This window comes from Desulfofundulus sp. TPOSR (assembly GCF_011393055.1).
Classification (GTDB): Bacteria; Bacillota; Desulfotomaculia; order Desulfotomaculales; family Desulfovirgulaceae; genus Desulfofundulus; species Desulfofundulus kuznetsovii.
The window spans coordinates 1,180,646-1,206,552 of sequence record NZ_JAAOEF010000001.1; the positions used below are offsets into that span (position 1 = coordinate 1,180,646).

The 25,907-nt window shown below is 55.7% G+C and carries 24 protein-coding genes and 1 pseudogene; 3 read left to right on the plus strand and 22 right to left on the minus strand.

The window, feature by feature from the left end:
* Positions 1 to 24: 24 nt before the first annotated feature.
* The 16 genes and pseudogenes from ftsH to G7K71_RS05910 form a co-directional block, all read right to left on the minus strand.
* Entirely contained in the window at positions 25 to 1,911 is a 1,887-nt protein-coding gene (gene ftsH, locus G7K71_RS05835) for an ATP-dependent zinc metalloprotease FtsH (RefSeq protein WP_395858250.1), read from the minus strand.
* A gap of 2 nt (positions 1,912 to 1,913) precedes the next feature.
* On the minus strand, positions 1,914 to 3,344 hold the full coding sequence (gene tilS, locus G7K71_RS05840; RefSeq protein ID WP_166344185.1) for a tRNA lysidine(34) synthetase TilS: 1,431 nt from the start codon (positions 3,342 to 3,344) through the stop codon (positions 1,914 to 1,916).
* Between the two features lie 112 nt (positions 3,345 to 3,456).
* Positions 3,457 to 5,901: a stage II sporulation protein E gene (gene spoIIE, locus G7K71_RS05845; RefSeq protein WP_166344187.1), complete on the minus strand. Its 2,445-nt coding sequence runs from the start codon at positions 5,899 to 5,901 to the stop codon at positions 3,457 to 3,459.
* Positions 5,902 to 5,966: 65 nt separating this feature from the next.
* On the minus strand, positions 5,967 to 6,872 hold the full coding sequence (locus G7K71_RS05850; protein WP_166344189.1) for a Ppx/GppA phosphatase family protein: 906 nt from the start codon (positions 6,870 to 6,872) through the stop codon (positions 5,967 to 5,969).
* 92 nt (positions 6,873 to 6,964) lie between these two features.
* Positions 6,965 to 7,354 carry a S1 RNA-binding domain-containing protein gene (locus G7K71_RS05855; protein WP_013821366.1) on the minus strand — a complete coding sequence of 130 codons (390 nt, stop codon included), beginning with the start codon at positions 7,352 to 7,354 and terminating at the stop codon, positions 6,965 to 6,967.
* Between the two features lie 99 nt (positions 7,355 to 7,453).
* Complete coding sequence (locus G7K71_RS05860) at positions 7,454 to 7,810, minus strand: septum formation initiator family protein (protein WP_166344191.1); 357 nt, start codon at positions 7,808 to 7,810, stop codon at positions 7,454 to 7,456.
* Between the two features lie 219 nt (positions 7,811 to 8,029).
* Positions 8,030 to 8,581, minus strand: coding sequence for a spore cortex biosynthesis protein YabQ (yabQ, locus tag G7K71_RS05865; protein ID WP_166344193.1), 552 nt, complete (start codon positions 8,579 to 8,581; stop codon positions 8,030 to 8,032).
* 52 nt (positions 8,582 to 8,633) lie between these two features.
* Positions 8,634 to 8,906 carry a sporulation protein YabP gene (yabP, locus tag G7K71_RS05870; protein WP_013821363.1) on the minus strand — a complete coding sequence of 91 codons (273 nt, stop codon included), beginning with the start codon at positions 8,904 to 8,906 and terminating at the stop codon, positions 8,634 to 8,636.
* Between the two features lie 85 nt (positions 8,907 to 8,991).
* Positions 8,992 to 9,940 (minus strand): annotated as a pseudogene (locus G7K71_RS05875) (SpoIID/LytB domain-containing protein).
* A 722-nt stretch (positions 9,941 to 10,662) separates the two neighbouring features.
* On the minus strand, positions 10,663 to 10,941 hold the full coding sequence (locus G7K71_RS05880) for an HU family DNA-binding protein (RefSeq protein ID WP_013821361.1): 279 nt from the start codon (positions 10,939 to 10,941) through the stop codon (positions 10,663 to 10,665).
* Positions 10,942 to 10,980: 39 nt separating this feature from the next.
* Complete coding sequence (mazG, locus tag G7K71_RS05885) at positions 10,981 to 12,507, minus strand: nucleoside triphosphate pyrophosphohydrolase (protein WP_166344195.1); 1,527 nt, start codon at positions 12,505 to 12,507, stop codon at positions 10,981 to 10,983.
* 175 nt (positions 12,508 to 12,682) lie between these two features.
* Entirely contained in the window at positions 12,683 to 13,243 is a 561-nt protein-coding gene (gene spoVT / locus G7K71_RS05890; RefSeq protein WP_013821359.1) for a stage V sporulation protein T, read from the minus strand.
* A 193-nt stretch (positions 13,244 to 13,436) separates the two neighbouring features.
* Complete coding sequence (locus tag G7K71_RS05895) at positions 13,437 to 13,580, minus strand: hypothetical protein (protein ID WP_166344197.1); 144 nt, start codon at positions 13,578 to 13,580, stop codon at positions 13,437 to 13,439.
* A gap of 20 nt (positions 13,581 to 13,600) precedes the next feature.
* A complete protein-coding gene (locus G7K71_RS05900) occupies positions 13,601 to 14,722 on the minus strand; it encodes a putative sulfate exporter family transporter (RefSeq protein ID WP_166345134.1) in 1,122 nt (373 codons plus the stop codon).
* Between the two features lie 136 nt (positions 14,723 to 14,858).
* Positions 14,859 to 15,032 (minus strand): hypothetical protein, encoded by a 174-nt coding sequence (locus G7K71_RS05905; protein WP_166344199.1) that lies wholly within the window; start codon positions 15,030 to 15,032, stop codon positions 14,859 to 14,861.
* A gap of 33 nt (positions 15,033 to 15,065) precedes the next feature.
* Positions 15,066 to 16,559, minus strand: coding sequence for a putative sulfate exporter family transporter (locus G7K71_RS05910; RefSeq protein ID WP_166344201.1), 1,494 nt, complete (start codon positions 16,557 to 16,559; stop codon positions 15,066 to 15,068).
* A gap of 681 nt (positions 16,560 to 17,240) precedes the next feature.
* Between G7K71_RS05910 and G7K71_RS05915 the strand changes: the two genes are divergently transcribed.
* The 3 genes from G7K71_RS05915 to G7K71_RS05925 are packed head-to-tail and all read left to right on the plus strand — an operon-like array spanning position 17,241 to position 20,949.
* Positions 17,241 to 18,839 (plus strand): histidine kinase, encoded by a 1,599-nt coding sequence (locus tag G7K71_RS05915; RefSeq protein ID WP_166344203.1) that lies wholly within the window; start codon positions 17,241 to 17,243, stop codon positions 18,837 to 18,839.
* Positions 18,840 to 18,842: 3 nt separating this feature from the next.
* The gene (locus G7K71_RS05920) at positions 18,843 to 19,457 is read left to right on the plus strand and encodes a response regulator transcription factor (protein ID WP_166344205.1); all 615 of its coding nucleotides are present in this window, start codon (positions 18,843 to 18,845) and stop codon (positions 19,455 to 19,457) included.
* A gap of 55 nt (positions 19,458 to 19,512) precedes the next feature.
* Positions 19,513 to 20,949 carry a PAS domain-containing protein gene (locus tag G7K71_RS05925; protein ID WP_166344207.1) on the plus strand — a complete coding sequence of 479 codons (1,437 nt, stop codon included), beginning with the start codon at positions 19,513 to 19,515 and terminating at the stop codon, positions 20,947 to 20,949.
* 7 nt (positions 20,950 to 20,956) lie between these two features.
* Here the strand turns inward: G7K71_RS05925 and G7K71_RS05930 are convergent, their stop codons facing one another.
* The 6 genes from G7K71_RS05930 to G7K71_RS05955 form a co-directional block, all read right to left on the minus strand.
* On the minus strand, positions 20,957 to 21,250 hold the full coding sequence (locus G7K71_RS05930) for a hypothetical protein (protein WP_243174580.1): 294 nt from the start codon (positions 21,248 to 21,250) through the stop codon (positions 20,957 to 20,959).
* Positions 21,234 to 22,499, minus strand: a complete 1,266-nt coding sequence (gene dinB, locus G7K71_RS05935) for a DNA polymerase IV (protein ID WP_013821350.1) — start codon at positions 22,497 to 22,499, stop codon at positions 21,234 to 21,236. Before dinB ends, G7K71_RS05930 begins: the two co-directional genes overlap by 17 nt.
* 136 nt (positions 22,500 to 22,635) lie before the next feature.
* Positions 22,636 to 23,487: a CoB--CoM heterodisulfide reductase iron-sulfur subunit B family protein gene (locus tag G7K71_RS05940; RefSeq protein WP_166344209.1), complete on the minus strand. Its 852-nt coding sequence runs from the start codon at positions 23,485 to 23,487 to the stop codon at positions 22,636 to 22,638.
* A 79-nt stretch (positions 23,488 to 23,566) separates the two neighbouring features.
* Complete coding sequence (locus G7K71_RS05945) at positions 23,567 to 24,136, minus strand: 4Fe-4S dicluster domain-containing protein (protein WP_166344211.1); 570 nt, start codon at positions 24,134 to 24,136, stop codon at positions 23,567 to 23,569.
* Between the two features lie 41 nt (positions 24,137 to 24,177).
* Positions 24,178 to 25,305 (minus strand): 4Fe-4S dicluster domain-containing protein, encoded by a 1,128-nt coding sequence (locus G7K71_RS05950; RefSeq protein ID WP_166344213.1) that lies wholly within the window; start codon positions 25,303 to 25,305, stop codon positions 24,178 to 24,180.
* A gap of 37 nt (positions 25,306 to 25,342) precedes the next feature.
* Positions 25,343 to 25,840, minus strand: a complete 498-nt coding sequence (locus G7K71_RS05955; protein ID WP_013821346.1) for a hydrogenase iron-sulfur subunit — start codon at positions 25,838 to 25,840, stop codon at positions 25,343 to 25,345.
* Between the last annotated feature and the right edge of the window lie 67 nt (positions 25,841 to 25,907).

Below are 25,907 nucleotides of genomic sequence, written 5' to 3' on the forward strand. Positions count from 1 at the left end.
AATATTTGAAACAGCCCCCGGTGCTTAATTCCTGGCACTGTGCTCCTCTTCACCGGCCTGTTTCATCAGGGCGGCAAACTCCTCCGCCTCCAGGGTTTCTTTATCAAAGAGGGTTTTGGCCACCAGGTGCAGCGTGTCCATGTGCTTTTCCAGAAGCTCTTTGGCCCGGTTGTAACAGCTCTCAATCATGCGCCGCACTTCCTTGTCGATGGCCGCGGCCACTTCCTCGCCGTAGTTCCGGTCCCGGGCCAGGTCCCGCCCTAAAAAGATCGTTTCCTGTTTACGCCCCAGGGTCATGGGACCAATTTCTTCACTCATGCCGTACTCCATGACCATGCGCCGGACAATTTCGGTGGCCCGCTCCAGGTCGTTCTGGGCGCCGGTGCTTATTTCTTTCAACACCAGAGCCTCCGCCACCCGGCCGGCCAGCAGCATGGTCACCTGGTCCAGGAGCATGGAGCGGGTCATGTAATAGCGATCTTCCTTGGGCAAAAGCAGGGTATATCCCCCGGCCCTGCCCCGGGGAATGATGGAAACCTTATGCACCGGATCGGTATTGGGCAGGAGATAGCCCACCACCGCATGGCCGGCTTCATGGTAGGACACCAGTTTCTTTTCCTGTTCGCTGATGACCTTGGATTTTTTCTCCGGACCGGCAATGACCCGTTCTATGGAGTCCTCCAGTTCCTGCATGGTAATCTGGGTTTTATTGTTGCGGGCGGCCAGGAGGGCGGCCTCGTTCACCAGGTTGGCCAGGTCGGCACCGGTAAAACCGGGGGTGCGCCGGGCCAGCACATCCAGGTCCACGTCGGGAGCCAGGGGTTTGCCCCGTACATGCACCTTGAGAATCTCCTTGCGCCCCGCCACATCGGGAATATCCACCACCACCTGCCGGTCAAAGCGGCCGGGCCTCAACAGGGCGGGGTCCAGGATGTCCGGCCGGTTGGTGGCGGCAATGATGATAATTCCCTCATTGGGGCTGAAGCCGTCCATTTCCACCAGGAGCTGGTTTAAGGTCTGCTCCCGTTCGTCATGGCCGCCGCCCAAACCCGCCCCCCGCTGCCGGCCAACGGCATCAATTTCGTCTATAAAAACAATGCAGGGGGCGTTTTTCTTGGCCTGGTCAAAAAGGTCCCGCACCCGGGAAGCGCCGACACCCACAAACATCTCCACGAAATCCGAACCGCTAATGCTAAAAAAGGGCACCCCGGCTTCCCCGGCCACAGCCCGAGCCAGAAGGGTTTTGCCCGTCCCGGGCGGCCCGTAGAGGAGTATCCCTTTGGGAATGCGGGCTCCCAGCTCGGCAAATTTTTTAGGGTTTTTCAGGAACTCCACAATCTCCTGCAGTTCTTCCTTAACCTCATCGGCACCCGCCACATCTGCAAAGGTTACCCGTTTTTTATCGTCGGTATGCAGGCGGGCCCGACTTTTGCCGAAGGACATCACCCGGTTGCCCCCGCCCTGGGTCTGCTGCATCATGAAGAAGAAGAGCAATACGAAAATCAAGATGGGCAAAAGGCTGGTCAGGATATTGGCCCACCAGCCCGGGGAGGGGGGCTCTTGAATTTTTACTTCAACCCCTTTTTCCAGCAAAAAAGTAGCTATCTGGGCATCATTTTTCAACCCTGTAACCTGAAACCTGGTACCGTTTTTCGTTGTTCCGGTGATCAGGTTTGTATGTTCCCGGGACTGAATGGTCACTTCCTGAACCTGGCCCTGATTTACCGCCTGGAAAAACCTGTTGTAAGTCCACTCTTCCATCCCTGTATTAGGCGGCTGGGTATATTTAATCAGCATTATAATAACCAGCACGATCAGCAGGTATATGCTTAAATTCTTCAGGACCTTGCTCAACAAAGCCACTCCTCTCGACAAAGCCGGTGAATTCAACCATAAGCTTAATTTTAACATATTTACGGTCCTGTTTCAATTATTTTTGCGCCCGGCACTTTTCCCTCCAGGATTTGCAAATAAAGGCACCTCTTTGTTTCAGGGGTGACTTTCCATGGTTCGCCGGGACGCACTCCCCCCACCCAGATAATTTCGTCCCCGGCCACAACCAGGGGCAGGCAATCCCGCTCTTCCCGGGGAATCCCCTGCTCAATGAGAAACTTTTTTAATTTCGTACGGGCGGCCATGCCCAGGGGGTGAAACCGGTCCCCGTCCCGGCGCCGGCGGACGGCCAGTAGCCCGGGCAGGGTATCAAAATCTAAAAGGGCTTCCCGGGCAGAAAGAAACCGGGGATCAGGGGCTTCGTCAATGGAAATGAGCCGGGCCTTGATGGAAGAATTAATCTCTGGAATATAAGTTATGCCCGGCACTTCCAGGGGATAACTGTAATCGGGCACACCAGGGGCATCACCCCCTATCCACAGGCGTAAAACCTGACCCTGGCGGGACGCCCTTACCCCCCGGGGGAGTTCCACCACTTTGCCTCCGGCAGGGTTATGCAAAAGGGCCAGCAGGGACTCCACCTGTAGATAGGATAAATCTACTTCACCGGTGAGGTGACGCCAGGCCCGGCGCAAAACACGGCGCACCAGGGCCGGGGGAGAGGATAACAGCTCGGTAACAGCAAAGCGCAGGTAGTGCTCCTTTTGAGTTTTTAATGCCCGCCCGTAAAGGAGGGCGGCCTGTTCTTCCAGGTAATCGTTTTCCTCCCGGCAAATGTGCCCCAGGTGTACAAGGGCATCAACCAGCCGGGGGTTATAATCCGCCTCCAGACGGGGAATTAATTCCAGGCGAATCCGGTTGCGGGTGTAAATGGTTTTCTTGTTGGAAGCATCCTCCCGCACGGGCAGGGAGTGTTCCCGGCAATAATCCTCGATTTCGCGCCGGCGGATGTCCAGCAGGGGGCGAATGTACTTTCCCCGGACAGGGGGGATGCCCTTTAAACCGGCCAGTCCCGTGCCGCGCAGGAAATTAAAGAGAATGGTTTCCGCCTGGTCGTCGGCGTGATGGCCCAGGGCCACCCGGGAGGCACCGGTACGCCTGGCTACTTCCTCGAAAAAGCGGTAACGCACCCGGCGGGCCGCATCCTGGGCCGAAAGGCCGGTGCGTTCCCGGTAAGCGGGCACGTCAAATTCTTCCACATGCACCGGCAGTCCCAGGTTTTTCGCCAGTCCTTCCACCAGCCGGGCATCGGCCCGGGCCTCCTCTCCGCGAAACATGTGGTTTAAATGGGCCACAGCCAGGGAAATTTGCAGCTCCTCTTTCATGCGCCAGAGCAAATGCAAAAGAGCCACCGAATCGGGGCCGCCGGACACCCCGACCAGCACCTTATCCCCGGGGGAGATCATGTGGAATTTATCCATGAAAATACGCACGTTTTGTTCCAAAGCCATCCCCGGCACTCCCAAATACGCATCCGAAATACTACAATTCCACAAATAATATCTTTTTCCTTCCCGGTGGTAGAAAATGTGATATCTTTAACGGTCACTAAAAAAGCCCTCCTTAGGAGGGCGTCGCCTTTTCCACCCGGGCCACCAGCACGGTCATGTCGTCCGCATTTTGTTTTTCCCCGCCCGCTCCGGTCTGGGCCAGCTTGAGCAGCAACTCAGCCATCTCCTGGGGGCTGAAGTCGCTTATCTCCTGGAGCACGCCAAGGATCCAGTCCTCCTTATCTCCCGAACCGCGGTAAGAGTCGATGATGCCGTCACTGACCATGACCAGTACGTCCCTTTCCAGAAGGGTCCTGGCCACGGAAGCCACGTCAATGTCCCTGATAATGCCCACCGGCAGGGAACTGGCGCGGATCATACTGACCCGCCTGTTTCTAATAAGAAAGGTAGGTGGGGCACCAATTTTGACAAAATCGGCCTGGCCTTCGTAAAGGTCCAGCATGGCCATGTCCAGGGTGGCAAAAGTTTCCCCGGGTGAACGGAGGATCATGATGGAATTAACGGTTTTTACGGCCAGGTTGCGGTCCAGCCCCGTTTCTAAAAGCCTGCCCAGCAGGGATACGGCCGTGCTGCTTTCCAGGGCCGCCTCCGCACCGCTGCCCATGCCGTCGCTTAAGACCAGGGCAAACTTGCCTTCCCTTAAGGGCAGGAAGGCGTAACTATCCCCGGAAACGGAGCTCCCCTTCTTACCTATCCCGGCCACCCCCAAATTGAGGGCAAACTTCAGCCCGCTATACAGGCGGAAGGTACACCACGGGTCAGGCTTAAAAACGGGACACTGACTGAAGGGCAGGGCGAAGGATTCCCCCATCAACCGGGATACCAGCGCCGCCAGATCCCTGCATTCATGCTGCCGCCCGCAGGCGCTGCGGGTGATCATGACCTCCGTTTTGCCATCCCCCTGGCGCTGGACATGCACTTCGGCCACCGGGAATCCCGCCTGTTTGAGCTTTTGTTTCAGCAGTTGCTCGTCGCCCGTAAGGGCCCGAACCTCAAATTCCAGTTCCGACGAAAGATTCTCAATAATCTGGGCCACACCCTTCAATTGTTCGGAAACAATCTCCCTGCTCTCGGCCAGTCTTTTCAGCCAGTAGCGGTTAAGCTTATAGGTTTCATAAAGGCAGGTGACGGTAATGGCCAGTTCCTTTGGCCGCGAACAGCGCCTTTGGAGCGTATCCGGCAGGTCAGCCCCGGTGACCTGCCCGTATATTTCCACCAGGGTAAAAAGATCCAGGAGGCTCTGGTAGGTGCGAAAAAATTCCCATTCCCAGCAGGTGCGGTAAAGACCGCATCCCTGGCACACCTTGTCAGCAATCTGGTTAAACAAGGACTGCAGGGACGGTTCTTCCCGCTCTTGGGGCGACGTGGCGCAACTTTGATTAAAACTGCGGGAAAGCTCGTCGAAAACCAGGGACCAGTTGCGCATGCGGCCGGCAACCACCGCCCGCACCCGGTCCGCGGCGGGCGTTGCACCCTGCACCCTCAAAACAACGGGGAACAGGGATTTACTCAAAGAGCCGATGTAGCGCCCCGGGATGAGCAGGAAAAGCAACACGGCCAGGGCAGTTTCCCCCATCACCGCCGTCAGATCCCCGAAATCAGCCAGGTAAACGGATAAAATGATATTGCTCAGAAGAAAACCCAAAGCAACCCCGGGCTTACCAAAACCCCGGCACAATCCGGCCAGCAGTCCTGCAAAGGAGTAGCCGCCAATCATAGCCGGAACTGCAGTATAAACCAGCCCCGGAATAACGCCCACCACCGCTCCCACGGCGGCGCCCAGCCCCACGCCTCCTAAAAGAGCCGCCAGCAAAATAATCAACCGGCTCAGGAGCCCCTTTAAGGTAAACATGGCCACCTGCAAGTCGCCCGTGCCGGCCACCACCGCCGCCAGTAGCACCAGCATGGAAAACAATTCTTCCCCCGTCAAAGAGGCCAGGCCGGTAAGCTTGTCCAGGGGAGGAAGGCCCGAAAGAAAAACCAGGGTTAAAAGGGCGGCAAACCCGCCTTCAAAAAAGATGGTAATGTACTGGTACGGAGAGGGCCCGGTAAAGGCCAGCATACCCGCTTTGACGACTACAGTCAGGGAAAAGACGGCTGCCGCCACCACCAGCTGCGGCCTTTTAACGCCACCGGGCATGGCCTGTACCAACAGCCAGGTAAACACCACGGTACCCAGTGCCCCGGCCAGGGACAGGCCGGAGCTTACAGTGGCCAGACCGGCACCGGCACCCAAAAGGGCGGCCAGTCCGGACCCTGGAAAGGTACGGGTTGCGGCGGCCACAAAGGCAGCAGCACAGGGAACAATTTCACCCAGCAAGACGGCCCGCCCTAAAAAAAAGCCGGCAATAAACAAAAGAAGTCCCTCGCGGGTCAGGAACGTTGCCCCCGCCGGCCTGCACAAAAACTGCCAGCGTTTTCGTTTTTTCGGCAAACGTTTTCTTTCTTTACCCTGTCCTGTCCGCTGGTAGGGATAGACGTTGATTTCGTCAGACACAAATGCCACCCCTTATTAGTCCCTCAATTGAAAATTATAGTACAGGGGGTGGGCAATTTTTGTCATCATTGGTAAATTACAACGTTTTTTCTTTCGACACCGGATGCAGCCTGAATGGCCAGACCGTGCATTATGTCCGTTTCGCTCACCTGCAGGGAAGGCATATCCAGTTCCCGCATCACCAATCGCACGATGCGCACTCCCGCGGTGATAATATCGGCCCTTTCCGGTTGCAGCCCGGGCAGGCGGCGTCGCTCTTCCAGGGTGCACCGGGAAAGAACGGCCAGTATATTTTCCACATCCGCCCGGGAAAGCACGAAACCGTGTACCCGGGCCGGGTCATAAACCGCCAGTTTTTGTACCATGGCCGCACATGTGGTAACCGTTCCGCCCACCCCCACCAGGCGCCGGGGGGAGCTGAGCCGGACCTGGTTCAGCGTGGGCGAGAGGAGACGGCTGATGGCGGCATCGTCATGCCCTCCTTCGGTCATGCGCACCGCTCCCACATTGACGCTGCGGCAAAAAAGGGACCCCTCCCGTTGCCAGATAAATTCGGTGCTCCCGCCACCAACATCCATAACCACCAGCCCCGCCCCATCCACCGCAAGCCCGGCCTGAACCCCTAGGTAACTGAGGTAGGCTTCCTCTTCCCCGGAAAGAACCGCTACCTCCAAACCAACCCTGCGGGCCGCCTCCAGGAACTCTTCCCGGTTGCGGGCATCCCGCACGGCACTGGTAGCCGCCGCCACCACACGCTCCACCTGCAGGGGGTGTATGCGTTCCAGGTAATGCTTTAAGGTCTCACAGGTGCGGGCAATGGCGTCCTTGTGCAAATACCCGGAGCCAATTCCTTCCCCCAGCCTGGTGGTCACCAGGTCGAAATGAACCACCCGTTCCACTTTCTCCCGGCGGACATCGGCGACCAGCAAACGGGTGGAATTGGTGCCGATATCAATGACCGCCACGCGCATAATCAAACCCCTTTCTCTGGCCAAAATTAAAAAAGCATTCCCTTTTTCGGAATGCTGTTATAACCAGCTTTGCGCCGGGTTATTTACCAACGCTAAAGAAACCGCCGCCCGGAGCCCCGGCCGCCCCGCTTGGCATCAAGGCTCCTGCGCAGGGACTGCTGCAACTCTTCGCTTTCTTTAAGGAAACGGCTCAGCTTTTCCTCAAAGGAAGGCTCAAACCGCCTACGCCGGGATGACCTTTCCCCGGAATCCCTGGCCTGCCTGATGGAAAGCCCGATTTTCCCGCGGGAATCCACGGAAATCACCTTTACCGGTACCCGGTCATTAATCTTTAAAAACTGGTTAATATCTTTTACATACTCATCGGCCACTTCGGAAATGTGCACCAGACCGGTTTCACCACCGGGAAGCTTAACAAAGGCCCCGAAGTTAGCAATACCGGTCACCACGCCTTCTAAAACGCTTCCCACTTCTACCGGCATAACCTGCGGTTTTGCCTCCCTTATTGTTAAAAACCTTGGTTAATTATATGCCCGGAAAAGTGTAAGTGTCAAGAAAGATTTTAAAACAGGAAAATACGGTTAATTCCCCGGCTTCACCGGTACGATACGTGCCTCTCCCGGCTTCACCAGGCCCAGGCGTTCCCTGGCCACCTGTTCTATGTATTCGTCCGACTGTACCGTCTTCAGCTGCTGTTTTAACTCCGCATTTTTCTTCTGCAGATCCGCCAGCTGGGCCTGAAGTTGTTTCAGGTCCTGCTGCATGGCATCCAGGCGGTGGAACTGGGAAAAAAACGAGAGCATAAGGTAACAAAGTAGAACCACCACCAGCAAGCCGGGCAGACGGTTTTTGTTGAAACGCAGGCGCCGCCGCCCGGTACTGGCCTGGTGCCGCAGCGGGAGGGATGCCCTGTGCTTATGGGTGGTAGTAAAACTCATCTTGCGGTATCATCTCCTCACCGGGGCCGGCAGGCCCCCTTGATCCCCGGGACAAACAATCCGCCCCGTATCCCCTGTCCCCGGGCAGTTGGCAAAAAACTTATGAGATCAAGGCACAATTCTTCCACGTTCATTCTACGTTTAAGGATAAAAATCCTTCCTGAAAAAAGAAAGTAGCCTGTGTTCAGTTTATCCGGACGCTCCCATACGCGGGGACAACTACCGCCGCGTACGCCAGCTGTTGCTCCAGCGCTGCCAGCGGGCACGCAAGCCCCTTGAAAAGCGGTGCACGGAAGGGGCCAAGACACCTTTACCCGCCCGGCCAATCCCCCTGCCCGCCAGGCGTAAAGCGCGCCCTCCCTGAGCCACGGGCCAGGCCACCAGGAAAAAAATGACCCGGAAGGGGAAGGTAAGTATACGAAAGAATGCCACCGCCCCGGCCGCAATTATTTGGATTGCCCGTAAGAAAAGATAAATGCTCCGGTAAATAAAACGCCGGGCTGCAGAACTAAAAAAGATCAGGTGTATTCCCGCCCCCAGGGCCAGTCCCAGAAAAACATAAAAGCGTACCTCACCATCATTGCCCACCAGCAAAAGGCCAAACACCGCCACCAGCAGGAACAGCCAGAAGAGCAGGTCTCCAATAAAAGTGCCCGCTTTCTTAAGACGGAGCATTTCCCGCAAAACCCGGTAAAGATCGTAGACAAAGCCCGACATTAAACCGATCAACAAGGTTAAAAGGAAGGCGTTTAATTGTTCCGCCAGAGTCATGGGCATCACCACCTCGGCCAGTAAAAAAAAGCGCCCGCCCGCGCTTATATGCTTACTTCAACAGCCGTTTCAGCACGTTTTTTCCTTTGGCCCGCCCCCTGCCTTTGTCTTCCTGGAACAAAAAGCTGGCGAAGAACCCTTCGGCGGTCAGATTGCCTTTCTGCAGGTCCAGCTGGGTGATATGTAAACCTTCCCCCTTCAAGGTCAGAAAACCCATGGTGGTGTCCAGGGTGATCTCGTTCTCGTCAAAGCTCTCCACATGCCGCACGCCTTCAACCAGCAGGTACTTGCGGTCGGTCAACATTACTTTGTGCTTACCCTCCACAGACCTCACCCCCGGACTGCTCACTTTCATATCTATGCACCCCGGCGGGTTTTATGCAAAAAAAAAGGTGGCGGGCACCACCTGTTTACTGCCATAACTTTCTTATTTCAATGTCCTTAAAGTAAAAGCGGACGATATCCTCCGGAGAACGTCCCCTTTGAGCCAGCAACTTGGCTCCCCACTGACACATGCCCACACCGTGTCCGAACCCTTTCCCGGCTAGAACCAGGGCATTGCCCTCTACCCGGGCACTCGTAAGGAGCATGGAGCGTACCCACTCGCTCCCCAGGGCCAGGCGGAGTGCCGGGCCACTTACGGTTGCCTTCCCAACCTGCAGCTGCTCAGCCCGTCCCGAGGGGCCGCGGCGCACTATGCGCACCGATGTAATTGGCCCCGGATCCCGTCCGGTGATTTTTGTTACTGCCGCCCGGACCTGCTCTAAGGGAATGCGCCTCTCCCAGTGCCGGTTCTCGGGTGTGGTAATGGACAGGCAGTTATCCCGCACACCTGCCCGCACATAGGGTGTGGGGGTCCTGGTGTAGGCCAACCCCTCGACCGCAGAGGCGGTCACACCACCATCGCAGGCGTTAAACCAGGCCTTGATATAGTCCCCCCCTGTACATTGCTACTTCTCCCCGGGTGCGGGCCACGGCCTGCCGTATGTTATCGTTAATGCGGGAAGGATTGTAGGCCTGAAACTCCTGAACACTGGTAGAGGCATCGGTACCGTGGAGTTTCTTTACCCGTCCGGCCTTGATGTTTTCCATGGTAAAGGTGCGGGCCAGAATAGCCTGGGCTGCCAGGGCATTGACCGGCCAGGTCGGTTCCATTTCCGCCGCTACTACGCCGGCCACATAGTCTTCCAATTTTATGTTTTTCCTTTCACCGGTTTCATTAACATAGAGGCTGATGGTAGGCTCCCGGCCGGGAGCAGGGGGTGCCGGTTTGCGGGGTGCCGCCCTGGTGCAACCGGCAATTAAAAGACCGACCAAGGTGGTGACAATAACTGCACGGGTGAACGTGGGCTTTAACATCTTTACTTCCCCTCCGTAGCGAAATAGCATTACTGGGCATTTGCCCCTTATTTTTTGCCCGGAGGGGTAAAATTATGCCCACGCCGGCAATGCCCGTCACACCTCCTTGCTTTTTAAATTCCGTACGGCCGGCCGGTACGGTAACATGAAACAGCTCCCTGTTGATGGCGGGGTACCGCTCTTTCGCGTTTTTAAAGGCTTTTATAAAGAAGCCACACGCATTCCTGGACCAGGCGTCCTCACCTTTTTGGATTACCCGCACCACCAACCATCTCCCCTTTGCCGGCCCCCTAAACCGTCAAGGCCCTCTCACCCCCATACCCATTCGCCATCGCCACACCCGCTCCGGTCCCCGGCACAAAACCTTATAAGCGGGGTACGGCGCCTTCCCTCCTGAACGCCAACACCTTCCGCCGGCGGATTCCCCTCTGTACTTTCCGGAAATTCCAATATGCTTGTCCAAGCACAAACCTATCACCCCCACTGGTATTTATTGTTAATGATACCATAAATACACACGGGAAGTCGATAGTGATTTTTGGCTAAAAGGGAATAAAATGGGGCCTGTCCCTTCATTTTGCTCGTGCATCCGCCATCTTTTGCGTTGAAAATAAATAGAGGCCCGGATTTCAGGCCTCTTTACACATTTGCTTGTTACGTAGCGTTTATTCTACAGTACCATCGAGTTACTCAACTTTTCAAGCCCTTTACACATTTGCTTGTTATGTAGCTGAAACGGCATCCCGCAGGGCCTTGCCAGCTTTGAATACGGGAACGCGAGCGGCTGCAATCTCGATTTCTTCCCCTGTTTGTGGATTGCGGCCCTTGCGGGCGGCCCGTTCACGGATTTCAAAGGTGCCAAAGCCGACCAACTGAACCTTATCCCCCCGGGCCAGAGCTTCCTCAATAGCGGACAGCACGGCGCTCACAGCCTTTTCGGCATCCTTTTTAGTCAGCTCTGTTTTCTCTGCCACCTGGGAAATGAGTTCTGCTTTGTTCATAAATACCCCCCTCAGAAGGTTTAGACATATTCTGACTTATTATTCGCTAAATCTCTTGGGTTTCCTCCCAACATGAAAATTATTCCGCTTTTTTTCTACCTGTTCCACCTTCTTTGCCTCCTCCCACCAGGCGTCGAGCTGGTCCAGGGTAAAGCTGGACAGCTCCCGGCCGTATTGTCGCGCCCGTTCCTCTATATGCTGGAAGCGGCGTCGAAAACGGTTGATAGCCCCGCAAAGGGCTACTTCAGCTTCCACACCCAGCAACCGGGATAGATTGACCACCGCAAAAAGCAGATCTCCCAGTTCCCTTTCCAGCTCCGCCTTCCGGCCCCCGGAAAGAGCCTGCCTTACTTCCTGCAATTCCTCGAAAACCTTGTCCAGGGCACCCCGGTAATCTGGCCAGTCAAAACCAACCTGGGCCACGCGGGCCTGAAGGGAGCTGGCCTGCAACAGGGCCGGCAGGGAGCGGGGAACATCCTTTAAAAGAGAGGCCGGCCTTTCCTTGCCCCCCTCCCGCGCTTTAATCCGGTCCCAGTTTGCAAGGACTTCCGCACTGTTCCGCACCAAAACATCTCCAAAGACATGGGGGTGCCGGCGCAGCATTTTAGCGGTAATTCCCTTTACCACATCATTTATGTCGAAGAAGCCCTTTTCCCTGGCCAGCTGGCTGTGAAATACTATTTGTAACAATAAGTCTCCCAATTCCTCACAAAGTTTATACATGTCTTCCTGGTCAATCGCTTCTAGTACTTCGTAGGTCTCTTCCAGCAAGAAGGGGCGCAGGCTACGGTGGGTCTGCTCCCGGTCCCAGGGACAGCCCTTCTCGCCCCGCAGGGTGGCCATAACCTCAACCAGGGAGTCCAGTGGATAACGGCATTTCCCGGCTGCCCCGGAACAAGGGGGGAGGTACAGGCTGGTCAGGTGATCAAACCAATCCAGCCGGTCCAGTTCATACAGGGGGTGTTCTTCAATTCGCTCCAGGCCGGGCACCCCTGCCGCCCGGATCACCGTCACCGGGTGGGATGCGGGATAGTACTCCATGAGTGTTAACTTGACATCCGAAGCTACCAGGCGGCTGTATACCTGGAAGATGATATTGCCTACCCCCGGCACTGGTTCCAATCGGTCAAGGCGCAAACCGTCCACCAGGTGCAACCCGCCGGCCGGGTCCAGCCCCAGGGCGCTGCAGATCACATCCACAAAGCTCATGGCGGGCAGCACGTCCACCTTCAAGCCCCGCCGGGGCCCTTCTTCCAAAACAATCCCCACGGTTTCTTCGGCCATCAGTGGATGGCCCGGCACGGCAAAAACCAGGGGCCCTTTGGCCGCTTCCCTGAACAGGGCTTCGGCCATGTGCCGGTAGATTTCCTGAAAATCCCGGCCGGTTTCGTAGAGGCAATCAAAGGTTTCAAAGGAGATGCCCTTTTCTTTAAGCCAGGGAACTACCGGATGCTGCTCGGTGCGCAAAAATAAACGTTTTGCCTTGCGCAACACCTCCCACACGGACAGGGGCAGGTGACCGGGATTGCCCGGTCCCAATCCAACCACGGTAATCTGTGCACCCATAATTAAGCCCGCCCAAAAACGGACCTTTCACCCCCCAATGTTTATATCGTCAACACGACAAAAATTATTATACATCAAGTCGCAGACATTTAGGATTATTATATTTGCCTCTATGACCGGAGGGAAAATAGCAAGGGCGTACCCGACAAAAAATAAGTGGCCGACAGGCCACCTTTTACTGTTCCATTTGTTTTGCCAGGAAGCCGGCTGCCGTTTCGGCCAGCTTCAACTCCAGTTCCCCCATTTTCACATCCGGTTCCTTGGAAGCCAGGATCACCGCTCCAATAGGGTCGCCTTCGGCAATGATGGGGGCAATAACTTCCGCTGAATACTTGCATTCCCCTTCGTCCGCGGTCAAGCATTCCTTGCAGTAGGGATCTTCCCCGGGATTGTTGATGATCACTGCCTTGCGTTCTTCCATCACCTTTTCCACGGCCGCACCAATAGGTTTATTTAGATATTCCTTCTTGGGCGCCCCGGCAACGGCAATAATGGTATCCCGGTCGGCAATGCAGGCAATGTGCCCCAGGGCTTCATGCAGGGAATCGGCATATTCTTTGGCAAAGTCCCCCAACTCGCCAATGGGCGAGTACTTTTTTAAGATTACCTCACCTTCCCTGTCTACAAAAATTTCCAGAGGGTCCCCTTCACGGATGCGAAGCGTCCTTCTAATTTCCTTGGGAATTACGACTCTTCCTAGATCATCAATGCGGCGAACAATGCCCGTTGCTTTCATGGTCACCCTTCCCTCCTTTTTTGCAATCTGGCACGATTGAACTTTCCAGTGATAGTATATAACAGGAGGGAGAGACTTATTCATTTTTTTCCAATGTAAAACAAATATTTTTCATTTTTGTGGACAAAGGCTTTTTTTTCCGTTTTTGCTGGACAAATATCCTTCCCTGTCCCCTGGTGGCGGGGTCCACCATTTAAAAAAACAAGAGAATGACGATCAGAATTATGGCCGCCAGGGAAAGGGCCAGGTAATCCTCCAGCCTTTCCGTTACATACACGGAAAAAAATTCTTCCTCATCCCCCGGGAAACGTTCGTTTTTGTCCGGATAGAGCAACATTTCTCCACCCCTTTTCATTTTCAGGGATCCCGCGGTACAAACAGGATCACCACAATCAGGGCCAGCAGGGCCTTTAAAAAGGCGGCCACGGTGCCTACCAAAAGCGGCTTGCTCCCGGCCCGGCGCAATTCGGCCAGAGATATGCGCATCCCCTGGCCGGCAAGGCCGATGGCAAAAAACCAGCTGTACAGGTGCCGGATGATGGTGAGTTCCCTGGAAGGCGGCGACGTAGGCCCCAAAAAGCCAAAGGAAGTGAGCAAAACCATGGTCAAGAAACCCAGCACAAAAACGGGAAATCTGCTCCACAGGCCGGTATTAATGTTGACTTCGTCCTCACCCGTAAAGTAGCGGCTGGCAAACAGGGCCAGGAAAAGCACCACGAAGGGCAGGAAAATTACCCGCGTCAGGTTGTAAATCTCCCCGGTTTTCAGGCTTACCGAAGGATGGGTAACGGTACCGGGGTCAAAGGTGAGGCATACGGCCAGAACCTGGCCGGAATTCATGATGCCCGTGCCGGCCCATACGCCAAACTGGTGGGGGCTTAACCCCAGCAGCGTACCCACGACGGGGAAGACAAAAAGGCTGATCAGGCCAAAGAACAGGATGGTGGCAATGGAGAACACCACGTCGGTGTTTTTGGCCCGAACCGCCGGGGCGGTAGCCAGAATGGCCGACACACCGCATACCGCCGTGCCTGCCGCCAGGGTGGCTGCACCGGCCGGGTCCATGCCCACCCTGCTACCCAGCCAGACGGTAAACAACAGCATAAAGATGATAAAGCCTACAATGATGATGACGGCCATACTGCCAAGCCTGGCCAGATCGGCAACGCTGTAAAGCGAACCCAGCAAAATAACGCCTATTTTAATGAACAGGCTGGAAGTCCGGATGCCTGCCGCCGCCCAGCGGGGTATGCCTAAAAGATTCCCCACCAGCATACCCAGGATAATGGAGATGAGAATGTGATTCAGATGAAGAATTTCAATAAAAACCCTCCTGGCCAGGGAGCTGCCGGCGAGCAGACTCTCCAACCCCGGCCACCAGGGCAGTCCCAAATCGCTTCCCCCCCGGGCCAGAAAGGCAATAAAGAACATAAGGAAAATTCCTGGGAAAGTCTTAAGTATAATGTATATCTTCAATATCCGGGGCCTCCCCCAGCAAATTTCTAAGCCAAGATTTTATCAAAAAAAAGACATCAAAAAAAGACCCCATACCATTGGGGCCTTTAAAAACATCACCAAATATACAAACAGCATTCAGTTATCGGAATAACGCTGGTTATTTAAACACACCAAAGGCAATGATAAATATTACCAGCAGAATTAAACCCAAACCCAGGGAATACCCAATAAGCTTTTTTTCGACAGGAAGCAACTCGAAATATTCCTCTTCCATGGCTTCCCGGGCATCCAGCTGCGGTTGTTCCTGTTGACCGATTTTTACTTCCGCCATGGCCGGACCTCCTTTGCCTTATTAAACTATTGCCTAACCGATAATCGGAGGCTTGACACCGTGATAGAACAGCCAGGAGATGAACAAGCCCACCCAAAGGATAAAGCCAAACAGGCACACGGCATACACGGCTACGATGCGTCCCATGCCCGCAGCCCAGAGCTTGCGCACGTTGGTAATCAGACCGATGGAGAAGAAGGTTAAGGCAAAGAACATGGTTCTAAAGGCGTTAGCCTCGTTCACACCAGCCTCAGCCTGTTTGAGCATGTCGGGGTTGTTCAAGCCGAAGACCAGCATAACAATGAAAGTAAGCACGAAACCGATGACGAATTTCGGGAAGCGCTCCCAGATCTCCGAGGCTGCTACTTTCCGGGTTTCACCTACATCACAACCCTGGTTGCCAATCCCGTAAACGCACCAGATCAAGGCCAGGATAAAGGCCCACACACCAATGAAAATGTCAATAAAGAGTTTGGTGGTGGTAGTCGCCATGAGCATCCAGCCTTCTTCGTACTTGATGCCCAGGTCCTTCAGAGCCTTGGCCCGGATGAGGGAGTCGGTGATGGCACCGCTGGCGATGGCACCGCCGTCACTCTTCACCGCCAGGCCCATCCATGCACCGGCCACCATGGGTTCGTGGACCAGGGTTGCCGCCGCCAGCCAGGGCAGGAAGAGCAGCTCCACGGCCACAAAGACGATGATTACCGCCGCCAGAATAACCGGCACTATGGGGCGGGAACGGATGGCCGCACCGGTGGCAATGGCCGCGGAAACACCGCAGATGGATATGCCCGAGGCCAGGGGTGCCGCCCATTCCGGCGTAAAGCGGAAATACTTCCGGGCGATGAAGTAAACCACCGGCCAGTAAATCAAGTACGCTTCCACCACTGCGCAAAGCCCCCGGAAAATGACCGTGCTGGCCAGTCCCAGGGCTCCTACCGTTTTGATGCCGATGGCAGCGCCCAGGATCACAATACCCGTCTTAATGAACCATTCGGGCTTGGCCGCTTCTTCCAGGAATTTGGCGAAACCCAGGAAAAAGTTCCCGATGATAAGGCCCAAAATCATGGCGAAAACATAGCCCATTTCCCCCAGGCCCAAAGACCAGGAGATGCCGAGCTTGGCCTGCTTGTCGGGGGTGGCGGAAATGTAGGCGTTGTGACCCAGCAGCAAGCAGGCAAAGGTGAGCCAGTAGATAATGCTAAAACCGGCCACGTACCTTTTTACGTTGGCGCCCATGATCCATGCCCCGATGGCAGTAATGGCCAGCATGAAGACATAGGTTAAGAATCCCGAAGTGAGGCCGGACATCCCTTTATAAGCCTTGGATACTGGTCCAAAGGCTTTGCTCAAGTCTACCCAATCACTGAACTTGACTGCCCAGCCCAGCCAGTCGTTCCCGAAAATTGGGCCCAGGCCCAGGAAAAAGATAAATAATCCCAGCCATACCGCCCACCAGTCTTCATTCTTGAGCAAGGGCTTTTTCACTTCATAGGCTTTGTAAGCTGCATTTCCTTCTGAGCTCATCCTTTTTCACCCTTCCTTTAATAGTTTAGTTTCTCACAGTGGACAAACTAAAAAATGGACCTTTCTCGATTTTGTACTTGTATTCACTATCCCTAAAATGACTCACCCCCTTATCTCAATAGAGCGTACGACTTTGTCACCCGCCTGACACAAGCATATTAAACCGCTTTTACTCAATCAACCGTTTCATTAAGGAATGAACTTTTTTAGCTAAGTAAATGACCTTTTTAGATCACCCCCGCCCTTACTTCCTCCAGAGATTTCCCGGCGGGAGACCATGGGACGTCTTCTACTGATAATCGATTCCCCTGCCGCAGCCAAGGACTCATCAAGGGTGGAACGCACCCGGCTATTGCGCATCTCACGGGCGCCACCGCACCTGTCCTGCCACCTCCAGCTTATAGTTCCAATTAGTTAAGCTTATCTTAATTGAGCACCCTTTGACAGTCAACAATTCCAGGGCAAACTGGATGCTATGCGCAAACAGATGAAGCATATCGTTCTTTAAGGTGAATTTTTTTGTTCACACAACGGCGATTTTTGGGTCTTGGGTGCACAATATGGAAATAATTAGGACCTTGTGCCGTAACCAGAAGATCCCCGCAGGATTTATGCCACCCGTGCCGTATTTATTCATTAAATCCGGCGTGAAAATAAAGAACCTGATACGAAGGTGAAAAAATGAAAAAAAACAGGACCTGGCTACGGGGAGCGGCCTTATTAATTCTGGTGCTCCTGCCAGCCCTGCTGTTATTTTATACAGGTTACACATTACCCCGGCAGCTTAACAGGCTGGAGCGGGAAATTCAACGCCAGTTAAAATACAGTGAAATATCAGCGGACATTTATCATCTCACAACCAGCGTCCAGGAATACATCCTTTATGGCGATGAACAGGCCTTGAACAATTTCCGCCATTACATTGCCCAAACGGAAAAGAAGGAGCTGGAACTATATAACCTGGCCGAACAATCCCGCAAGCAGGACATAGCGGAATTAATGACCCTGACCAGGACCTACCGGTCCTTTGTGGAACGGGAAGTAGTCCCCCTCAAAAAATTTAATGACCGTGACAACCGCGAGCTGTTGCTGTGGCAGTACCGGGACCTCACCCGGCAGCTGGTTTACCGGGCTGATTCCCTGGCCGGTGCCGGCCGGCAGGAAAATAAAACCGCCCTGGAGCACGCCGTAGCATTGTTGAATATAAAAGGGCTCCTGATGGTGATCCTTTCCCTTCTCTCCCTGGGAGCCTTTGGGGGAGGATATATGACCGTCCGCCCGTGGCTGGCCCGGCATTTATACCTGGGCACCCTGGTAAGGGATGCTGCAAAGGCGGTCATTTTCATCGACCGGAAAGAAAGGGTGCAGGATATCAACCCGGCAGCGGAAAACCTTTTCCACCTGTCCCGGGAGGCGGTAATGGGAAAAAGCCTGGGGGAAATACTGCTCCTGTACCCCCACCTGCAAAATATCGTACAGCCCCTTTACCACGCCCTGTGGCAAAAGGAAAGAATTACGGACTACCGGTTGGTATTTACCTGGAAAGATGCCAGGATTACCCTGGGCGTGGACTGCACCCCCATCCATTTCCTGCATAAAATAGCCGGGGCCGTACTGGTAGCCCGGAGGACTTCTGAACCTGAGGACGGCAATATTTTGCTGGATACCATTGAAAGGGAGCGCAAGCGCCTCTCCATTGAAATTCACGATTGGATCGGCAGGTACCTGTCCAGCATCATCCACGGCCTGGATTATGTGCTGCGGGTGAACGGGGAAAGGCTGCCGGGGGAAGTACAGGAGAACCTGCTCATGCTGCGCACCCAGTGTCAAAATGCGGCCGTGGACATGAGAAGCATCATGAACGACATTCACCCCTACATCATTGAAAAGGTAGGTCTAATCCCCGCCCTGGAGTCTTACAGCGCCAACTTTGAACGCATGCATAACAAAAAGGTTTACATTTTTTATCACCAGCGCTCCCTGCACCTGCCCAGGGAAAAGGAAATCCTCATTTACCGCATTGTCCAGGAAGCCTTAACCAACGTAGCCAGGCATTCCCAGGCCACAGAGGTGGACATCCATTTCACCGAAACAAACGACAACCTGCAGATAGAGATTTTGGATAACGGAGGAATGCAGGAAACCACGCCGGTGCCGGGAAAAGGATTGTGGGGAATGAAAGAACGGGCCAGGCTGCTTGGCGGGGACCTGGTTTACGGCTTCATGGAAGGCGGTTTTGCCGTTACCCTGACCGTGCCCCTGGTGAAGGGAGGTAAGTAGCAGATGAAGAAGGTCGGAATCATGCTGGTGGAAGATCATAATGTTTTCCGGGAAGGTTTGAAGAAGCTGCTGGACATGGAAGAAAACATGCATGTGGTGGCGGAAGCCGATTCCTTTGCCCAGGCTTTACAAAACATCAACCAGGACGTGGATATTGTTCTGCTGGACATCGGCTTGCCGGACGGGGACGGGCTGGATCTCTGTACACGTTTAGCGGAATTATACCCCCGTGTGAAATTTGTGGCTTTAACTACCTACGACGATGTTACCTTTATCCGTAAGGCCATGGAACGTGGGATTCACGGTTTTGTACCAAAGTATGCCTTTTTTGACGAAATTAAATCGGCTATCAACATGGTCTACAAGGGCGGCACGTACCTTTACCCCGGACTGCAGGCGGAACTGCTGTTAAAACCCGTTACCCCCGGTCTTTCCGACCTGGAAACCAGCATCCTGCAGCTCATTGCCAGGGGGGAAGGCCAGAAAGAAGTGGCCGCCAAACTGTACATCAGCCTTTCCACCCTGCGCCGCCGGATCAGGGGTATCTGCACCAAGTTAGGGGTAAAAACCCTGGAGGAGGCCCTGGCGGTAGCCGCCAAAAGGGGCCTGGTGCGTTAGGAGGATACGGTTTATCCCCCCCATCATCGCGGTGGTCCGTCTAAGGAGCGAGAGTATGAAAAAATACCTCGAAGCCAACAGCGTCCTCTTCATGTTCATAGCTCTCTTTTTCTTAAGCGTCATCACGGCACTCTTTATTATGGAGTTCCGTTTTTTAAAGGGCATCATGACCCAGTACGAGGACAGCATCCGCCAGGTGGCCGTAAATAAAACCAACCTCTTTTTTAATGACCTGCGGGCGGCAACCGAAGGCGCCGCCAGGCAACTTGCCCGGTGGCAGGAAGACAGGAACAGGGCGTTAGGGAAACTGTTTGCTTTTGATTCCCGTATTACGGGCGCCTATATCATTAACGCCAGTGGCCGGATTACTCATGGTACTCCCGACCCTCACCTGAAAGTCATGGCCGGGCAGGTTCTGCAGCTTACGGGGACATCTATCCTGGGAGTGCATAACAACGGCACAGGCCAGGTGGTCGTTACCGTTGTTACACATCTTGACGGGGAATGGCTTGCCCTGGATTACCGGATTAATGATTTCCAACAAGAAATGATCCAGGAGTTTCTGGGCAGTATCTGCAAGGTAGCAGTTTTCGACCAGAACAATTTTCCGGTGGTCTGGCCCTTTGAACCGGAAAAGCTGGATCAATTTACCGGACGTGAAGAAAAGTTCCACCTGGACATGCCGTACGACGTGAGCTCGGTACAGCTGGAACAGCCCCCCTGGAAACTTTACTTTTTCCAGCAGGAGAACAACTTTGACACCTACCGTATCATCACCATCATGTTCCTTTTGTTTGCCCTTTACTGCTGCCTCTACCAGCTGGTGGTGGAGTTGTGGCGGGTAAACAGCGCCCGATCTTACTTTGAAAACATTGACTTCACCATCTTCAACTATATCAACGAGGGCGTGATCATTTCCAACAACGCCGGCCGGATCATTTTTGCCAACATGGCCGCCCATGAAGTTTTTTCGGGAAGAAAAACCATCTTGAAGGATATGCCTTTAAAAGAACTGCTGGGCCACATCGGGGATACCTGCGACGGCAAAAACAAATACGGAACCCTCACCCTGAAAATGTCCGACCGGCTCCTGGAAGCCATCCACTCCCCGCTGATAAAAAAAGGCAAGGTGCTGGGTGCCATCACGGTACTGGGATCGGGAGGCAAGGAAGAAAAAACCTGCCGCAACTTCCTCAGCAAGTTGATTGAATCACTGCCCCTGGGCGTTGTTCACGTGGACAGAAACCACAAGGTGGTGCAGGCCAACCTGATGGCCCGGTGCTACCTGGGCAGCGTTGAACAGGGCATGAGCATCGACGGGGTGGACCCGGAACTGGCCGGGTTCATCTACCGGAACATGGGCTCGTCCTCCATCAAGCCGGTGCTCCTCGCCTCCAGAAATCTTATCGCCGAGGTGATCTACATCTACGACGAAGACGGCAATTATGACGGTGCACTGGTAATCGTTAACGAGCCGGAGGAAGGAGGTTAGGAACAACTCACCTTGCAAGAAAAAAACCGCACGCCGGCCTCTCCGGATTGCCGCCCTCCAGCACCTTCCGGAGCCCTTCCTTCCCCGCTGTTTTCAAAATATCCAACGCAGGCAGCATTTCCGGGACCCTTTTTCGTAAGGAGCCGTATCCGGGAAGCCCGGCCACACAGCCCCAGCGCACTTCCTCCCGCCCCTGTATCCTGACCAGAAAACGGCAGTCACTGCAGGTATGTACGGCCTTTTCCCTCATTTCCGGCAGCATGAGCCGGCGGCTCCACCAAAGTTTATTGCCTTCCATCATCCATCCCCACCCCCATCTGACCTGTTTCCGGCACTTTCATAAGAAAAGACGGTGCGGTACGGGGTGGTTCTGTATAGAATACCCCCGCCGGGGTGAGGGATACGGCCCGGAAAATGGCCTTTTCCCCGTACCGTTTCTTAATGGCATCGCAGGCCTGTTCCGCCCTTTGCCGCCTTTCTCTTTCGCCGAAGAGGGTCAGCTGTTCCGGCAGGCGGGCCGTTAAGCCGCCCAGGGCAAGCCCCACCAGGCGCACCGGCCAGTGCGGGGACCAGTGCTGTTCCAGCAAATCCGCCGCGGCCCGGTAAATATCCCCGGCCAGGCTGGTGTGGAAAGGCAGGGTTTTACGGCGGGACAGCCAGTTAAAGCGGGTGTCTTTAAGGGACAGCACCACCGTTCTGCCGGCATATTCTCCCGCCCGGGCCCGTCGGGCCACCCGGTCGGCCAGTTCCCACAGCACCACCTTGATCTCCTCGCCCCGGTAATCCCGGGGAAGGGTGATTTGTTGCCCGATGCTCTTCACCTGCTTTAAACTGCCGGGATCCACGGGGCTGTGGTCGATACCCCGGGCGCAGAACCACAGGGCTTCTCCGTAGGCCCCAAATCGCCTTTTAAGGACGTCCACCGGAAAGTTGGCCAGGTCGCCAATGGTATGTATGTTCAACTTTCTCAGGTGCTCCTCGTAACGGGGGCCCACGCCGAAAAGTTCCCGCACCGGCAGGGGCCACAGGCGCCGGGGTACATCCTCGAAAGTGAGCTGGGTGAGGCCGTCGGGCTTTTGCAGTTCCGCCGCCATTTTGGCCAGGAGCTTGTTGGGGCCAATCCCCACACTGCAGGTTATGCCCACCTCCTGGCGGATACGCGCCTTTAGCCGGTGGGCAATTTCCACCGGGGAACCCAGGAGCTTGTGACAGCCGGTAACGTCCAAAAAGGCCTCGTCAATGGAAAAGGGCTCCACCAGGGGGGTGAAGTCGTGCAGGATGCGCAGGATACGGGCGGAAAAGCGAACGTAGAGGTCGTGCTGCGGCTTGATGAAGATTCCTTCGGGGCAGGCCAGGCGGGCCTCGGCCACCGTTAGGCCGGTCTTCACCCCTTTGGCCCTGGCCTCGTAGCTGGCGGCCAGGACAATGCCGTGGCGCCTGGCCGGATCCCCGGCAACGATCACGGGCTTGCCCCGCAGGCCCGGATCCAGGGCCTGATGGACGCTGGCAAAAAAGGCGTTCATGTCAACCAGCAAAATGGCCCGGGACATAATAAAACCTCCTGCCCTGAACAAGTGTTCTGATCCCATTTTAGCCAGAACACTTGTTCCAGGGCAAGAGGTAAATTCTACCTGGACCATAAGATACTACACCGGGGCGACCGCTGTCCAGAGACCTCCGCCCGGGCTACCCCACCAGGGAAAAGCGCTGCAACAAAGGGAAGGGATCGACCAGGTGTTTCTTCAACCAGCCGGGTGCCTCCCCCAACCCGAAAGCCAGGCCCATTAATTCGGTAAAGTAAAACACGGGGATGCCCTCTTGGGCCGCGCGGCGCATCTCCAGATTGTTCTGGCACAACGGACAGGCAGTAACCAGTGCGTCGGCCCCGGCTTCCCGGGCGGCAGCTAAAAGGCGGGCAACCAGCTGCTCCACCACCTCCGGCCGGGTCAGGGAAAGCCCGGCCCCGCAACAGGAGGTTTTATAACACCAGGGAACCGGCTCCGCCCCCAGGGCGGCAGCCAGCTCATCCAGGGAGGTGGGGTCCTCGGCCCGATCAAAGGGGCGCACTTCCGGAGGGCGTACCAGCAGGCACCCGTAGTAGCAGGCCACCTTCAGGCCGGTCAGGGGTTTGCGCACGGCCCGGGCCACCTCATCACAGCCCACCCGGTCCTTCACTATTTCCAGAAAGGAATAAATCTGGATCTTGCCCGTGTAAGAAAAGCCGGCCAGCTTTTCCGCCCGGGCCTTTTCTGCGGGGTCATGCCTCATCTCGTAGTCGGCCTTGGACAGCCGGGTATAACAGGCCGAGCAGGGCACCACCAGGTCCCGCCCCTGCTCCTGGGCCAGGGCGATGTTGTGGGCCGCCAGACCCAGGGCCAGGTCTTTGTTCACCGCGTGAGCGGAGGAGGAGCCGCAGCAGGTCCAGCCGGGCAGCTCCACCAGCTCCAGCCCCAGGGCCCCGGCCACCGCCCGGGTGGAAAGGTTGTATTCCACCCCGGTGGCCTCCAGGGAACAGCCGGGATAATAGCTGTATTGCATGATGATGCACCTCTTCTTTCAGGAAACATTTCAGCCGGAAAGGTATTGGTTGTCATAAGGAGCACGGCGTTGTCCCCGCTTACTCCTGCCCGCCGGCCCGTTCAAAAATCCGCCGCACCGCCGGGTCTTTTTTCAGCCGCGGCACCAGGGGCAGCTTGCCCCGCCGGAAGAGCTGCCAGCCCAGCTTCATGTCCGCAAAAAGGTTGCCGGTTTTTAACTTGTACTTCAGCATCAACATGGTTTCGTGCACCCGGCCGGCAGCCCGGATTTCATTGAGAAACAGATTATGAAACATTGGGCCGGTCTCACCGGCAGGGGTGATACCACGCTCAACGGCCATTTGTTTTAATGTGTCCATTACCCCTGCAATGCGGATGCCGTTGGGACAGCGCAGGCCGCAGGTTTCACAGGACGTACAAAGCCAGATGGTCCTGCTCCTCAACACCGCGTCCCGGGCCCCGTACTGAATCAGGCGCATAATTTCATTGGGCGTATAGTCACCCTCCTGGGTGGGGTAACAGCCGGAGGCGCATTTCTGGCACTGGAAGCAGAGCTCCAGGGGCTGGCCGCTTAAGCGGGCCACCTCTTCCCGGAACGCCGCATCCACTGTTACTGCCCCTGCCGGAAGGTGGAGAGTGGCCGTAGCCATGAAAACTCACCTCGCATCACTCACATCACCGCCGCCCGGCGTTACCGGGGCTCCAGCTCGTGCTCCTTGTAGGTGGTCAGGGGAGGCGGCTCATCCATGCTGGCACCGGGCACATAGGAGAAGAGGTCCTGCAGCTTTTGCCCGATGGTGCGGAAAAGAAGGGTCAGGGGGATCTTGCTGGGACATCCGCTCTCACACTGGCCGCAGCCCACGCAGCTGACGCCCATGTGATGCATGCGCGTCAGGTGATACAGCAGCGTGTCGGTGGGCAGCTCCAGCGCACCCCGGGCCGCCGCCCAGTGCAGGTACCTGGACGGCTCGTGTTCAAACAGGTTGCTGTCAAAAACACACTCCCGGCAGACACAGATGGGACAAACCTCCCGGCAGTTATGGCAGCCCAGGCAGGGGGCCAGTTCATCCAGCAGCCGGTTGACGTCCGCAACCCGTGAAGCAAAATCCCGGCACATTTCCTGCGCCAGCTCCCGGCGCTCTTTTTGCAGGGATTCCACCAGGGACTGCCTGGCCGCCGGTAATTCCCCGGGCACTAAAATGCCGCCGTCAAAGAGAGCGTCCAGGTTAACCCGTTCATCGTCGCAGGCAATGTAGAGCTCCCGGTGAACATCACAGCCCACCCAGTGCAGGGATAAATGGGCACCTGACGGAGATATGGCCTCGCAGATGGCACAGGCCGTTCTGATCTTCGTCCCGTTCAAGGCCGCCTTGCCGGAGCCGGCCGCCTGCGCCAGCCAGGCGTCGGTATCAAAGCCCGCCCCCGTAAGCTGGTAATAATCGGCCGGCTCAAAGGTGCCCAGGCAGTCCGTACCGATGATCAGCACCTGCTCCAGGGTGATCTGCTGGAATTTGGCCATTTCCACCAGCGCCCGGATTTCACAGGGACGCAAAACCGCCCCCACTTTCACCCCGGGATCCCGGGAAGTCAGCCTGCTTACGGCCCGGGCAGCATTGATAATGGCCACGGGAGCAAAGGGGTTCGCGCCGGACAGCCCATCCCCGGATACGGCCAGGGCGGGCACCGCCATGCGCCGGGAAGGCACTTCCCTGGGAACGATCAGGGCATCCACCACCTGCCGGTCCAGCAGGGCCTGGAAAAAGTTTGCCGCGGCCTGCCGGGGGGAACCGGATTCAACTTTAAGCAAAGCCGTTTTCATAAGCCATCACCTTTTTGCAGGCGACCCATTAACCCCTTCAAATATCCCAGCGGCGGCGCAGGGGGTTGGGCCCCAGTTTTTTCAACTCGTTAACCATTTCCTGGACTGTTTCGGCAAACCGCTTGCCCTCGGAAGCACTGATGAAACGGAACCACACCCGCTCTTCCCCGATGCCAAACTGTTTCAGGATGGCCCTTAAGGCCGCAAGGCGGCGCCGGGCTTTGTAATTGCCACTACCATAGTGGCAATCTCCCGGGTGTCACCCGCCCACCAGCACGCCGTCGGCCCCGTCCATCAGGGGGCGCAGGATATACAGGGGATCTACCGAACCGGTGCACATAACCCTTACCAGGCGGATGTTGGGCGGGTACTGGATGCGGGAGGTCCCGGCCAGGTCCGCCCCCGCATAGGAGCACCAGTTACACACCAGGCCGACAATTTTGGGCTCGAAGGAAGCCACCACTTTCAGGTCGGGTTCCTGCCGTTCCTGCGAAACCGGGTCCGCTAACGGCGGTTGCGAAAGCATCACGCTCATGGGAAAACCTCCTCACTTGAATACTTAACGGGGCACGGACTTGGTGCGCCGTCTTTTGGCCAACAGC

Coding starts and splice junctions, on each gene's coding strand:
- ftsH (WP_395858250.1), bottom strand. CDS start 1,911: ATGTTAAAATTAAGCTTATGGTTGAATTCACCGGCTTTGTCGAGAGGA.
- tilS (WP_166344185.1), bottom strand. CDS start 3,344: ATGGCTTTGGAACAAAACGTGCGTATTTTCATGGATAAATTCCACATG.
- G7K71_RS05850 (WP_166344189.1), bottom strand. CDS start 6,872: ATGCGCGTGGCGGTCATTGATATCGGCACCAATTCCACCCGTTTGCTG.
- G7K71_RS05855 (WP_013821366.1), bottom strand. CDS start 7,354: ATGCCGGTAGAAGTGGGAAGCGTTTTAGAAGGCGTGGTGACCGGTATT.
- G7K71_RS05860 (WP_166344191.1), bottom strand. CDS start 7,810: ATGAGTTTTACTACCACCCATAAGCACAGGGCATCCCTCCCGCTGCGG.
- yabQ (WP_166344193.1), bottom strand. CDS start 8,581: ATGACTCTGGCGGAACAATTAAACGCCTTCCTTTTAACCTTGTTGATC.
- G7K71_RS05880 (WP_013821361.1), bottom strand. CDS start 10,941: ATGAACAAAGCAGAACTCATTTCCCAGGTGGCAGAGAAAACAGAGCTG.
- mazG (WP_166344195.1), bottom strand. CDS start 12,507: ATGGGTGCACAGATTACCGTGGTTGGATTGGGACCGGGCAATCCCGGT.
- spoVT (WP_013821359.1), bottom strand. CDS start 13,243: ATGAAAGCAACGGGCATTGTTCGCCGCATTGATGATCTAGGAAGAGTC.
- G7K71_RS05895 (WP_166344197.1), bottom strand. CDS start 13,580: ATGTTGCTCTATCCGGACAAAAACGAACGTTTCCCGGGGGATGAGGAA.
- G7K71_RS05905 (WP_166344199.1), bottom strand. CDS start 15,032: ATGGCGGAAGTAAAAATCGGTCAACAGGAACAACCGCAGCTGGATGCC.
- G7K71_RS05910 (WP_166344201.1), bottom strand. CDS start 16,559: ATGAGCTCAGAAGGAAATGCAGCTTACAAAGCCTATGAAGTGAAAAAG.
- G7K71_RS05915 (WP_166344203.1), top strand. CDS start 17,241: ATGAAAAAAAACAGGACCTGGCTACGGGGAGCGGCCTTATTAATTCTG.
- G7K71_RS05920 (WP_166344205.1), top strand. CDS start 18,843: ATGAAGAAGGTCGGAATCATGCTGGTGGAAGATCATAATGTTTTCCGG.
- G7K71_RS05925 (WP_166344207.1), top strand. CDS start 19,513: ATGAAAAAATACCTCGAAGCCAACAGCGTCCTCTTCATGTTCATAGCT.
- G7K71_RS05930 (WP_243174580.1), bottom strand. CDS start 21,250: ATGATGGAAGGCAATAAACTTTGGTGGAGCCGCCGGCTCATGCTGCCG.
- dinB (WP_013821350.1), bottom strand. CDS start 22,499: ATGTCCCGGGCCATTTTGCTGGTTGACATGAACGCCTTTTTTGCCAGC.
- G7K71_RS05940 (WP_166344209.1), bottom strand. CDS start 23,487: ATGCAATACAGCTATTATCCCGGCTGTTCCCTGGAGGCCACCGGGGTG.
- G7K71_RS05945 (WP_166344211.1), bottom strand. CDS start 24,136: ATGGCTACGGCCACTCTCCACCTTCCGGCAGGGGCAGTAACAGTGGAT.
- G7K71_RS05950 (WP_166344213.1), bottom strand. CDS start 25,305: ATGAAAACGGCTTTGCTTAAAGTTGAATCCGGTTCCCCCCGGCAGGCC.